Source organism: Sporosarcina sp. P18a, assembly GCF_002743135.1.
In the GTDB taxonomy this organism is placed as follows: Bacteria; Bacillota; Bacilli; order Bacillales_A; family Planococcaceae; genus Sporosarcina.
In genome coordinates this window covers 756,018-768,655 of record NZ_PDYQ01000001.1, presented here as the reverse complement: position 1 = coordinate 768,655, position 12,638 = coordinate 756,018, and the positions used below count along the sequence as shown (strand labels likewise).

The following is a 12,638-nucleotide window of genomic DNA, read 5'->3' as shown; positions in this document are numbered from 1 at the left end:
TTGGAAAATGAGGAAATTTATCATGATGATCGTACTACTAACTGCATCGGTGTTCGTACTAGCTGCTTGTGGTAACAAAGACGATAAGACATCAGAGAACACCGGAGATCAAAGCTATAAATTAGTTAATGAAGGAAAATTCACTTTCGCTGCAAGTGGAGTGTATAAACCGTTTAGTTTTGAAGATGACGGTAAACTTACGGGCTTTGATATAGAGATCGGAAATGCACTTGCGGAGAAAATGGGACTTGAAGCGAACCCCGTTACAAATCCATTCGAAACAATTTTACAAGGTCTAGTGGGAAATAAGTTTGACGCAATTATTGGTTCTATGGCTTATACAAAAGAACGGGCAAAGCAAGCGGACTTCACCGAGCCTTACTATTATTCGGGAGGAATGATTTTCGTAGCAAAGAATAACGACGAAATTACATCTCCGGAAGATTTGGACGGAAAGAAAATTGGCGTAGTAGCTCAGTCCACATATGAAGAGCCTGCAAAAGAATTATCGGACAATATTCAGTATTACAGCAGTGATGTAGTAGCATTAAAAGATTTAACGGTTAAAGGTCGCTTAGATGCAGTCATTACAGCGGACATCGTTGGGTATGAAGCGATCGATAATGGATTTGAAGTCAAAGAGGTCGACAAGCCGATGTGGGTAGAACAACCTTCCATCGCCGTAAATAAAGAAAATCCTGAATTAACAAAAGCGCTTGATCAAGCATTACAAGAAATGATTGATGATGGGACGTATGAGGAAATCTCAGATAAATGGTTCGGTCGCAATTTACTTGATATTGACTTAGAAGGTGTCGAGTTGTTGGAATAATATAAACGCTACCTATTTTTTAGAAAGTTGGTGTGCCGGTGCCTGAGTTTTACCTAACATTTTATGACGTATTCAAAAATACGTACAAAGGATTTTTACAAGCTGGTCTCCTAACCATCGAAATTACAGCAATTGCTATCGTAATCGGAACGGTGTTAGGTATCATTTTCGCCCTTATGAAAATTTCCCATTCGAAAATACTGCAGACGATTGCGAATATATACATCACGCTAATTCGAGGGACACCGTTAATCGTTCAGATTATGTTTCTCTACTTCGGTATCACATCGATCATCGTGTTAGATAACTTTTGGGCAGGTGCGATTGCTTTAGGAGTCCATAACGGTGCATATATTGCGGAAATTTTCCGTGGATCTATACAAGGAATTGACAAAGGTCAACGAGAGGCCAGTCTTGCACTAGGTATGAATAGTTCATTGACGATGAGAAGGATCGTATTCCCGCAAGCTTTACGACGTGCGATTCCACCGCTCGGAAACCAATTCATCATTACGTTGAAAGATTCATCTTTAGTCTATGTGATTGGTGTATCTGAATTATTTGGTTTGGCCAATCGAGTAGCCGCATCTAATTTCAAACAATTTGAAACGTTTCTCGTAGTAGGTCTTTATTATCTCATTCTCGTTCTGATTTTCAGTGCTCTATTAAAATGGTATGAGAACAAATTGGATGTGGATAAATAATGGGGGCGGATACGATGATTAAAGCAGAAAATATTCATAAATCATTTGGAGATTTGAACGTGTTGAATGGTATTAATATGGAAGTACACCGTGGAGAAGTAGTCGTCCTCATAGGGGTCAGTGGATCGGGAAAAAGTACTTTTTTACGGTGTTTAAATTTTTTGGAATTGACGAACGAAGGCGTGATCACGATTGATGGAAAGCAAGTAAATCAAAAGAAAGACAACTTAGCCAAGATTCGTGCAGAAGTTGGAATGGTATTTCAACACTTTAATTTATTCCCACACAAAACGGTTTTAGAGAATGTAATGGAAGCGCCTTTGATGGTGAAAAAAATGGATAAAGTCCAAGTGAAGAAGATGGCACACGAGATATTGCAAAAGGTTGGATTATCCGAAAAAGCCGAAGTCTATCCCAATAAATTATCTGGTGGTCAAAAACAACGCGTGGCAATCGCTCGAGCGCTTGCCATGCAACCAAAAGTATTGTTATTCGACGAACCGACCTCCGCTTTAGACCCTGAACTGGTTGGGGAAGTGTTGCAAGTCATGCAAAACTTAGCAGAGGAAGGAATGACGATGATTGTTGTGACACACGAAATGAAGTTTGCAAAAAACGTGGCAGACCGAGTGATTATGTTAGACGAAGGAATCATTATTGAGGATTCTGATCCCGATACGTTTTTCAATCGTTCGACAAATGAACGTACACTACAATTTCTGGAAATGGTGGACGTATAAGAACAATAAAAAATTTCCATTCAAAGTGAACAAGAGGTACTAGGTCACCGAACATTTGTAAAATGTTCTGTGCCCTGGTGCCTCTGTTTTTGGATCCACTAGCTTTTCTGCTCCCATCCATTCCATACATATGGAATTTCCCGGGAAACATTGAAATTCCAACATACATAAGAAACCCACTATACTTCACTCCTATCATAGCAATTGAACCGATTTCCCGTCGCACTATACGTGTTTATCTTTTCTTTGTTGTGGTCATACTGTCGGTAGAAATGGAATGCACTTTGTCGAGGAGGAATATCGTGGAAAAGAAACAACATAAACAGAACGAATCTCAAATGGAAGATCGGGAAATTCTAACGACGCGCCAAGGTCATCCTGTACATGATAATCAAAATATCAGGACAATTGGCGACCGTGGCCCTGCTACGCTTGAGAATTATCACTTCATTGAAAAAATCTCTCATTTTGATCGCGAGGAAATACCTGAACGAGTGGTCCATGCAAGAGGATCGGGTGCGTTTGGCTATTTTGAAACATATGGGAAAGTGGGTAATGAACCCGTTGAAAAGTACACACGTGCCAAAGTGTTTTCGGGTGCTGGAAAAAGAACGCCTCTTGTCGCGCGTTTTTCCACTGTAGCTGGAGCTAAGGATTCGCCTGAGACTGCACGAGATCCACGAGGATTTGCGGTTAAGATGTATACAGAAGATGGCAACTGGGATTTAGTAGGGAATAACTTGAAAATATTTTTCATTCGGGATGCGATGAAGTTTCCTGATATGATTCACGCATTCAAAGCGGACCCTGCTTCAAATATACCGCATCCACAACGCATGTTTGACTTTGTCTCTAGGTCGCCAGAATCCATTCATATGATCACGTTTTTGTTCTCGCCATGGGGAATTCCCGCAACGTATCGTCACATGCAAGGCTCTGGTGTGAATACATACAAGTGGGTTAATGACAAAGGAGAAGCGGTTCTAGTAAAGTATCATTGGGAGCCAAAGCAAGGCATCCGTAATTTAACGCAGGAAGATGCCGATGCCATTCAGGCAAAAAATGTTGCCCACGCGACGCAAGATTTATCTGAAGCCATCGAACGTAAAGAGTATCCCGAATGGGAGCTTTTCGTGCAAATTATGGAAGATGGATACCACCCAGAACTGGATTTTGATCCGCTTGATGATACAAAGCTTTGGCCCGAAGAACAGTTTCCTTGGTTGCCTGTAGGGAAAATGGTATTGGATCGGAACCCCGATGATTTCCATATGGATATAGAGCAAGCGGCTTTTGGTACTGGAGTGCTTGTAGATGGAATGGATTTTTCAGACGATAAAATGCTTCAAGGCCGCACATTCTCGTATTCCGATACACAACGTTATCGTATTGGTACGAATTATCTCCAGTTACCTGTAAATGCACCAAAAAAAGAAGTTCGGACAAACCAGCAACGTGGTCAAATGGATAATCGTGACGCCTACGAGTCGGGAGAAAATCCACATATCAATTATGAACCATCTATGCTCGGTGGATTTCAAGAAGCAAAAGGGGAAAGCCGGCCTCGCATCGACCTACGTATAATGCAGCGGCGATGAGCGCACCGATTGATCGACCAAATAATTATGGTCAGGCAGGCGAGACGTTCCGACAGTTTGAGAAATGGGAACGAGAGGAATTAATCAAGAACCTTTCAGAAGCGCTAGCCGTGTGTGATGTACGCATACAAAAAGCGATGATCGACCACTTCACGCAAGCAAATTTTGAATACGGGCGTCTTGTAGAAGAGGGTATAGAACAGAAAATGAAAGAATTAGAAGGAGTGGCGGCAGAATCTAACTTCCCAGGTCGTGAAGCCGGTCAATCGAAATTTGGACAAGGCACGCCTAGTTCTAAACAGGCTGTGAAAGATGCAGCGGAAAAAGGCCATGAAGCAGAGCCTTATTGATGAACTGGGTAAACCCTTAATTCACTAAATATAGAAAAAAGAGCACCTATATAGGCAGCAAACGCTACAGTGGATGTAAAAGCGTTTCTGCCGTATATAGGTGTTTTCTTTGAATGGTCCATCTCCTATCCACTTGTTCGATCGCTATGAACCATTCAATTTTGCTGTGTCCAATACCTTAATGACAGAGTAGTTAGATAGTTCGCCGGAAAAATGATATACTTTATACTACGAAGTATGAGAAAACAAAGCGAATGTAATTCTCAACATAACGGATTGAAATACGATGATCAGATAGAAGCATCACGTACAGCCCATTAAAAAGCTTGGGAGGTGACGATATGAATAATTCCTTTTGGATTCCGTTACTGGTTTCATTTGGAACGATGATATTCCTATATTTACTAGGCTTTATAGCAAATATAGAAATTCTACTATTTAAACTTTCACTGTCACATACTGAAATTTCACTGCTTCCTATTGTTGTCGGTATGGTAATGGGGTTTATAAGTGAACGTATAATTAAGTGGAGAGCACGTGCCAATTAACAAGGGGAAGATCTTCTATACAGAGGGGAGCGTACTGCATGAATATCTTTAAAGTAGATGAAGTCACTAGTCTTTATCGGAGGCTGATAGAAGCGTGGAACAAACGTGATGCAAAAGGAATGGCCGAACTATTCACAGGATCCGGAATTCAAATTGGTTTCGATGGCAGTAAGCTGATCGGACGGGAGGAGATCTTATCGCATCTCGCATCGATCTTTAAAAACCATCCCACTGCTCCTTTTGTGACCAAAGTGAAAGATGTTCTTGCAATAGGAGCTGATACGGCAATCGTGCAAGCCATTGCAGGTATGATTCCTCCTGGAAAAACAGATATTGAACCCACAGTAAACGCTCACCAAATTCTAGTTGCAGTAAACAAAGATGGCAATTGGCTAATTGAGCTCTTCCAAAATACTCCCGCACAATTTCATGGGAGACCAGAGTTAGTTGAACAAATGACAGATGAGTTAAGGCAATTGATTAAATAGCTATAAAATTGTCACCGCGGTATGTAATTTGGCTATAGCTTGGGGATTCTTGACCTATCATATATATGTGAAGATATTGTGAAAGCATACTTATAAAATAAAGAGACCGAGAGATGTACATTTCATACTCTCGGTTCCACTTATGGCGAATCGTAGATTTCTCTCAATAGTTCAGACTTCGCATATACCGGTTTTCACGTCCGACCTTCTAACTTGCTTAGATGGATTCACAACACTTACCCCTGTAGTACGGTAGGAAGTTTCTCTTTGACAATCCGTTCCCAACCACTGTCCATAAATCCACGAATAACTGCGTGTGGTTGTTCAAATTCCGTCACTTTATTTGCGTCCCAGCCAGCATGTATTAATGTAAGCTCCGTTTCCTCATCGCTCAACTTCTTTAATTCAATGAAAACATGCCAATCTTTACCCCAATCAAAGCCCAAACGGGTAGGTGGATCAAGTTCTGTTACTTTGCAAAGGGAGTCCCCGTATTGCCCTGTATGAAGTACAAATTCTTGACCTTCAATTGGTTGAAGGGAATTTGGCATCCACCACGCCGCCATACCTTCTGACGTAGAAACAGCTTGCCATACTTTTTCTAGCGGTGCAGTAAGTCTAACGGTTTTACGGATATCTTCTAATTTCTCCTGTGAATTCATCATGCATACCTCCCATTTAGTTAACACTTCTAGATGTCATATAGTATACCATCATAAGTGTGATGCCAACAGTTTTCATTTATCCCAAATAAGTCTTGATTTTACGTTGTACTGTGTGTAAACGCTTTACAGAAGATGTTAGGAACATCGCGATGATAAATATAAGGTACCAGGTCCACCAAACGATGATAAATCGTTACAGGACCCAGTACCTCTTATTCATTGAAATACCTAAGTTGCTTGCACATTGGTATGATGAAAAGTTGGATCCGTGGAATGATGTATTGGTTCGCTGATTGCTTTTGTTAAGTATCGTAGACCTAAGAAAACAACATATTTATGAAGATATTTACAAAGAACTGGAGGCGATTGCGATGACAGACAAACATTTGCAAGAGGCATTTACAAGTTGGAATGAAATGAGTTTGGATTCAGACGGACGATTTGCCTATGAAGTTCGCTTAAAACAAGTTCTAGATCAGGAAGCAGCGGTAAATGAAGCGAAGTGGCGAGAAGAGAAGGCTAGGAAGGCAGGGAATGGGAATAGAGAAGGGAAAAATAGGTGAAAAAGAACATATAGCACGTAATCTTCTACTGAAAAAACTAGATGTAGAAATCGAGGTTGAAACAACGGGGTTATCGTTAGAGCGCGTACAAGAGATGAAAGCGGAATTAGAACTACAATAATACGCGTTATGATGTGATGTAAATTGAAAAGACGTCTACTCTTGACCTTTAAAAGGTTGGGTGTAGACGTCTTTTTAGTTTGTATAAATGATTTCAAGTAATTTGAAACTATTCGTGGTATTGGATTTATGTCAATATCCTGGACACAAAAATGTTAAGTCATTGTCAGAAGTACAGTTCATAGAGGTTGTTCCAGAAAAATGTGTAGGTAGGATGAATCATCTTCCTCTGTCATCCCTGCAATAGTAAGATTTTCATCAAACGCTCCGCACGACAGCGTTCTATTCAACGTGCATTCCCAATGACTGGACATGTCAATGAATCAAGGTATGTATGCATGTAGAAAGGGAATGCTGAAAACCCAGGAGCGTGAATAAGATGAATTCTAGTTGTTCAGAAAGTTGGCGTGAAGATCCGACGCCAAAAAGTCAGCAAGCTTGCCAAGAGTGTGGGCTATATAACCAAGGTTCTCGTATGGTTTGGGGAGAAGGAAATCCGAAAGCGTCGATCATGATCATTCTTGATAATCCGGGCGCACTAGAAGATCGTGAAGGGAATCGAATGGTTTGCGGAACGCGCCAAACTTTAAGACAGACCCTATCGACTGTGGGTTTAGAGGAAGAGTTGCTGTACGTGACATACATACTGAAACGACGGCCCCTTCGTAAATATGAAAAAGAAAAAGTGCGATCAATTTGCATTCGTCATCTAGAAGTTCAATTAGAACAACAACAACCTTCCCTTGTCGTCTGTTTAGGCAATGTAGCAGTTCAATCATTTTTTCAAAATCCTGAAGTGGATGTCAAAGGCTTGCGTGGAGAATGGCATGAAGTGAGGGGATTTAAAACTGCAGTTGCGTATCATCCCCTTGCAGCAAGACGTCGTCCAAATCTCGCGCCGATGTTTGAGGAAGATTTATCGTTTGTAGCGAGGGCATTTCGTGAGCTGAACAGAGTATAGTGTTTATTTCTAATCGCCAACTACTCTGTCCGTCCCGTTGCCGGCTAATTTCTGTTTGATCTACTAATTGTTTTACTACTTTACGTTGTGTAACTTTTTGGAATTGACGAATGAAGGCGTGATGACAATCGATAGGGAAAAAATCAATCAGAAAAAGATCACTTAGCAGATGTGTAGTGAATGATACTTCCCAACCTATACATTGAAAAGACGTCTACTCTTGACCCCATCGCAGGATAGGGAGTAGGCGCCTTTCCAATGTATAGGTAAAAGCTGTATAACACAAGTCCTGAAACTTCCACGATATGAACTGTTTTCATTCATCCAATAATTAAGACGGATAGGATAAGTATTGGAGATGACAATTAGGGATATCGCTAATAGTATTCTGAGTAAAAATCGTGTATATTGAATATGTAGTTAATTATGTTTAGGTCTGATCACTTATCCTTGTTACTTTGTACTCAATAAAATGCACTTATTCACATTATGTTAATTGTATTTTTGTTAGATGTTAGTAATCAAAGTCTTTTGTACTGCACTGTAAGATTGGAAATTATTTCACTTATTATTATGAAGGATATATAAGAATTACAGATGTTTTTTTACATAATTTATCATTAGATAAGGTGGCGATTTATTTGAATGATTTTGGAAATCACTTGCACTTATTACGCAAACAAGCACAGATGTCTTTACGTTATTTAGCAGAGCGCGTGAACCTCAGCTACTCCTTCATTGATTCTTTGGAAAAAGGCATATATATGCCTACACGAGAAGTAGTTTGTACATTGGCAGAAGAACTAGAAACAGATGTAGATGAACTGCTGGATTTAGCAGGTTATATACCGAATGAAACTGTAAAAAAAATATATGCTTTTTCGAATGATAGAAAATGATTTAGAATCATTTTGCTTGAAAGTGATCAACTGAACATGCGCATATCGCTTGTGTACGTTGATCTATCGTCGATCACATCCCGTCAAACATTTGTGGAAAGTGTCTATGTTTTAAAATAATCATTCTTATATTCAGATAAGCAGGGGTAGGGTATTGCTTTTTTAAAAAACCCGTTCCCCGATAGTATTCGGTGAACAGGTTCTACTGGTCTTATGGTTTCAAGATGACCTTGATGCATTCATCTTCGTGTTGATAAAATGTATCATATGCCTTAGAAGCGTCTTCAAGTGGCAAGATATGGGTGATGATATCGGTTGGATCGATTTCTCCATTCGTGATTTTGTCGAACAGCATCGGCATATAATGCACGACCGGTGCTTGACCCATTCGCATATTGACATTGCGTTCAAATATGAAACCAAGCGGGAACATATTGTAAAGCGATCCATATACACCCGTCAGCTGAATCGTGCCGAATTTCCGGACAGACTGATAAGCAATTTCGATGGCGCTCAGTGTACCGCCCTGAACTTTCATTTTCTGTCCGACTTTCTCGAGAATGTTTTTCTTCCCGTCCATTCCGACGCAGTCAATGACAACGTCCGCACCGCCTTTTGTCAGCTCTTTCATTTGTTGCCCAATTTCATCTACTTCATCGAAATTAAATATTTCCACGTTATTCGTATTCTTCGCGTGCTGCAGTCGGTAGGGTACATGATCGATGGCGATGACCCGTTCCGCCCCTTTCATCCAGGCAAACTTCTGCGTCAATAATCCGACAGGTCCCGAGCCAAGGACAATAACGGTGTCTCCCTTTTTTACACCCGCATGCTCCACGCTCCAGTAAGCTGTTGGAAGAATATCGGATAGAAATAACAAGGATTCATCCGGCAGTTCACAGCTTTCAGGAATGACGAACGGAATGAAGTTTCCGTATGGTACGCGTATATACTCGGCCTGACCGCCTGGGTAATTCCCGTAGCGCTCGGTAAAACCGAAATAACCGCCCGTGTCCACTTCAGGGTTTGGGTTCGAATTGTCACACTGGCTCTCTAATTCATGCTGACAAAAGAAACATTCGCCGCATGAGACATTAAAGGGGATGATGACACGGTCGCCTTTCTTTACTTTCGTCACTTCGGCTCCAGTTTCTACGACAATACCCATAGGCTCATGCCCGATTACGTAGTCTTTATGAGCCGGCAATGCCCCCGTATAAATGTGCAAATCCGACCCGCAAATGGCTGTAGAAGTAATTTTGACGATGATATCATCCGGCTTTTCAATACGTGGGGCGTCTACCTTTTTCACTTTAATGTCTTTCGCGCCTTGATACGTAACCGCTCTCATCATATGCAATCCTCTCCGTTTTTAAAACTTACCCATTTTTAAAATACTTAATCATCTTTGGTTACCATTACAATTCTGACTCATTCGTTGGTATTGTAGAATGACGTCTATACTTCCTAGCGTAGTTGTACGCCAAACGTCCCAAAAGCGGCGTGTCGGTTTTGGAGGTAGTTGGGAGTTGGTGAATAAGGTACCTGCGGGAGAACCAATCGAGAATGTATCAACACGGGTGACTTTTTTAAGTACTTGTAATTGTGGGTATATTTGGTATAATTCGATATTGAAAAGTTTGTTTATTACGAGATATAAAGGAAAGTCTAATGTTCCTTCAAGTCACCATAATTTGGCTATTGTCAGAAGAGTAACTAGTAGTAGTGGGAAAATTGTTCTGATTTTTCCACGTACTTTTTTATTCGCTCTGTATTAGGTCTTTAGAATCGAGTCCTTACTCCCGTTAAATTAAACTTACATCTCTTTTTCACAATACGAACACGCGGAGTGGAGGCATAGCAATTGTTAAAAAAATTTAGAGGCATACAAGCACAGTTTATCATTACTTCAGCTATTGGAATTGTAATTACTTTATTGCTGGTCGGTGGGATCATCAGCTATCAAATTACGAGGCAAGCAAAAACAGATTTTCTGGATAATTCAAAGGAACAAATGAAGGTCGTTGAGAAGTCAATAGACATTTTTTATAGTCAAATAGACCGAGACATTCAAATGATGGTACAGAATCCATTAGTAAAGCAAATAGATGCTTCAATTACAACCTACAAAGACAATCCTCAAGAGGTACAAATGACGCCATCTAAAAATGGCGGAATAGAACAACAGATTTATGATGTGTTTAAGTTGTATGGAGAAACCCATCCAGAGACGCTGTATGTATATCTTGCAACAAAAGATGGAGCCTATTTGCAGTGGCCTGAAACAAAGGTAAACGAACAGTATGATCCAAGAAATAGAGGATGGTATCAAGCAGCTGAAGAAGGCAATGGAAAGATCGCCAGGACTGCTCCCTATTTAGACTCAATTGCAAATGCCATGGTGACTAGTAATGTGCGCACTTTAACGGATCAGAATGGCGCAGTATTGGGGACGTTGGGAATTGATGTTCAGCAGTCCGTTGTAAGTGACATGTTAAATGAAATGAAACAAGGTAATACAGGGTTTTCCATGATTGTACATGATACAGGAATTATTATGGCGGATGGAAATAATCCTGAAAATAACTTCAAAAGCATGGATGAAGTGGACATTGAAGGGTTAATAGAGATTTCATCAAAAGAATTGGAACCTTTCTATGCAACTATTAAAGATAAGAAATACTTGGTTTCTCCGTATAAAGTAGCGAATACAGATTGGATTTTAGCTTCATTTATGTCAGAGGAAGAATTGACAGCCGGAGCAAAAGAGATGATTAAAACAATTATATTCATTTCCTTGATAGTACTCGTTTTGATCCTAGTATTGAATACACTTAGTGCAAGGTACATTACCACACCGATTATTAAGTCGGCGCAAAGTTTACAAACGATTGCGCACGGTGACTTTACTGAAGAAATTGACGCGAAATACTTGGCTAGAAAAGATGAGATTGGGACGATTTCGACAAGTATTCATGATATGAAAAATTCACTCAGGCATTTGGTTGAAGAGGTCATCCTTGTATCAAATGATGTGACGGGCGAAAGTGAAGAACTTACACAATATGCGGATGAGGTAACAGCAGGCAGTCAGCAAATCGCGACCACAATGATCGAGTTGACCAACGGAGCAGAGGTTCAGGCGGATTCATCTTCATCACTGAACGAACAGATGAGTCAGTTTACTAAAGAAATTACAAAAGTTGCGGAGAAAGGGGAAGATGTAAAAAATCAATCGAACGTCATGCTCAAGATGACGGATAACGGAAATGAAAATATGGAAGAATCCATTCGGAAAATGAATCAGATCAATGAAAAGATGGAACGTTCACTCTTTACGGTAAAAGGATTAACTAACAAGACGAACGAAATTACTAAGCTGGTTAAAGTGATCGAAGAAATTGCGGAACAAACGAATTTACTGGCATTGAACGCAGCAATCGAGGCGGCACGTGCGGGGGAACAAGGAAAAGGATTTGCAGTTGTAGCCAATGAAGTTAGAAAACTTGCAGAACAGGTCGGTAATTCTATTTCCGAAATTACCACAATTGTCACGGACATTCAAACGGAATCCAATCATGTCGCCAGATCACTGGATGAAGGGTATGGCCTAGTGAATGAAGGATCGAGCCAAATCCAAACTACTGGGGATACATTTAAAGTTCTTCAAGAAACTATTCGAGCGGTGGGTACTCAAATTGAAGGCATGTCCTCCACTCTATATCAAGTGTTAGACAACACAAGGTCTATTAATGATTCGATTGAAAATATAGCGGCTGCTTCTGAAGAATCAGTGGCAGGTGTTGAGCAGGTATCGGCAACTGCACAACAATCCAGCAGTTCTATGAATGAAGTATCCGGCAGTGCAAGGTCCCTGGAAGAAAGTGCGGCGAGTCTAAATGAACTGATTAAGCAGTTCAAAATACGTTAAACTGAGTTAAGAAGAGAATAATTGCATGCCTGGCTTTCATCCTAATTTTCATCAAAAAAAGTAACCGTTCACCATTGAGGTTAAGGTGACTGCTCTTTTGAAAAAATTACTATAGGCCACACGCTCTTCCAACTGTTGACAGTTATAATGGACTGGATGTTCACGCATCCAGTCTTTTTTAGTTTGTCATTCGTTCGAATTAGCAAATTACTTGACCTCAAAGTACACCTTAATGATCT

At 40.4% G+C, this 12,638-nt stretch carries 12 protein-coding genes and 1 pseudogene; 11 read left to right on the top strand and 2 right to left on the bottom strand.

Going from position 1 to position 12,638, the window contains the following annotated elements:
- Nucleotides 1-7: 7 nt before the first annotated feature.
- The 6 genes and pseudogenes from CSV75_RS03820 to CSV75_RS03795 all read left to right on the top strand — a co-directional run bounded on the left by CSV75_RS03820 (nucleotide 8) and on the right by CSV75_RS03795 (nucleotide 5,260).
- Nucleotides 8-832: a transporter substrate-binding domain-containing protein gene (locus CSV75_RS03820; RefSeq protein ID WP_099674806.1), complete on the top strand. Its 825-nt coding sequence runs from the start codon at nucleotides 8-10 to the stop codon at nucleotides 830-832.
- 38 nt (nucleotides 833-870) lie between these two features.
- Nucleotides 871-1,536, top strand: a complete 666-nt coding sequence (locus CSV75_RS03815) for an amino acid ABC transporter permease (protein ID WP_099674805.1) — start codon at nucleotides 871-873, stop codon at nucleotides 1,534-1,536.
- 14 nt (nucleotides 1,537-1,550) lie between these two features.
- A complete protein-coding gene (locus CSV75_RS03810) occupies nucleotides 1,551-2,276 on the top strand; it encodes an amino acid ABC transporter ATP-binding protein (protein ID WP_099675330.1) in 726 nt (241 codons plus the stop codon).
- A 338-nt stretch (nucleotides 2,277-2,614) separates the two neighbouring features.
- Nucleotides 2,615-4,224: pseudogene (locus tag CSV75_RS03805) on the top strand (catalase).
- 341 nt (nucleotides 4,225-4,565) lie between these two features.
- Nucleotides 4,566-4,772, top strand: a complete 207-nt coding sequence (locus CSV75_RS03800) for an ATPase (protein ID WP_099674804.1) — start codon at nucleotides 4,566-4,568, stop codon at nucleotides 4,770-4,772.
- A 38-nt stretch (nucleotides 4,773-4,810) separates the two neighbouring features.
- Complete coding sequence (locus CSV75_RS03795; RefSeq protein WP_099674803.1) at nucleotides 4,811-5,260, top strand: SgcJ/EcaC family oxidoreductase; 450 nt, start codon at nucleotides 4,811-4,813, stop codon at nucleotides 5,258-5,260.
- A 236-nt stretch (nucleotides 5,261-5,496) separates the two neighbouring features.
- Here the strand turns inward: CSV75_RS03795 and CSV75_RS03790 are convergent, their stop codons facing one another.
- The gene (locus CSV75_RS03790) at nucleotides 5,497-5,922 is read right to left on the bottom strand and encodes an SRPBCC family protein (protein ID WP_099632268.1); all 426 of its coding nucleotides are present in this window, start codon (nucleotides 5,920-5,922) and stop codon (nucleotides 5,497-5,499) included.
- 374 nt (nucleotides 5,923-6,296) lie between these two features.
- On the opposite strand from CSV75_RS03790, the gene CSV75_RS16400 reads away from it, so the two are divergent.
- From CSV75_RS16400 to CSV75_RS03775, 4 genes are all read left to right on the top strand, one after another.
- On the top strand, nucleotides 6,297-6,488 hold the full coding sequence (locus CSV75_RS16400) for a hypothetical protein (protein ID WP_199171292.1): 192 nt from the start codon (nucleotides 6,297-6,299) through the stop codon (nucleotides 6,486-6,488).
- Nucleotides 6,460-6,609 carry a hypothetical protein gene (locus CSV75_RS03785; protein ID WP_199171291.1) on the top strand — a complete coding sequence of 50 codons (150 nt, stop codon included), beginning with the start codon at nucleotides 6,460-6,462 and terminating at the stop codon, nucleotides 6,607-6,609. Before CSV75_RS16400 ends, CSV75_RS03785 begins: the two co-directional genes overlap by 29 nt.
- A 378-nt stretch (nucleotides 6,610-6,987) precedes the next feature.
- Nucleotides 6,988-7,569, top strand: coding sequence for a uracil-DNA glycosylase (locus CSV75_RS03780; protein ID WP_099674801.1), 582 nt, complete (start codon nucleotides 6,988-6,990; stop codon nucleotides 7,567-7,569).
- A 641-nt stretch (nucleotides 7,570-8,210) separates the two neighbouring features.
- Nucleotides 8,211-8,468 carry a helix-turn-helix domain-containing protein gene (locus tag CSV75_RS03775; protein WP_099674800.1) on the top strand — a complete coding sequence of 86 codons (258 nt, stop codon included), beginning with the start codon at nucleotides 8,211-8,213 and terminating at the stop codon, nucleotides 8,466-8,468.
- Nucleotides 8,469-8,679: 211 nt separating this feature from the next.
- Here the strand turns inward: CSV75_RS03775 and CSV75_RS03770 are convergent, their stop codons facing one another.
- Nucleotides 8,680-9,819: a zinc-dependent alcohol dehydrogenase gene (locus CSV75_RS03770; RefSeq protein WP_099675329.1), complete on the bottom strand. Its 1,140-nt coding sequence runs from the start codon at nucleotides 9,817-9,819 to the stop codon at nucleotides 8,680-8,682.
- A 513-nt stretch (nucleotides 9,820-10,332) separates the two neighbouring features.
- On the opposite strand from CSV75_RS03770, the gene CSV75_RS03765 reads away from it, so the two are divergent.
- A complete protein-coding gene (locus CSV75_RS03765) occupies nucleotides 10,333-12,399 on the top strand; it encodes a methyl-accepting chemotaxis protein (RefSeq protein ID WP_099674799.1) in 2,067 nt (688 codons plus the stop codon).
- Nucleotides 12,400-12,638 lie beyond the last annotated feature (239 nt).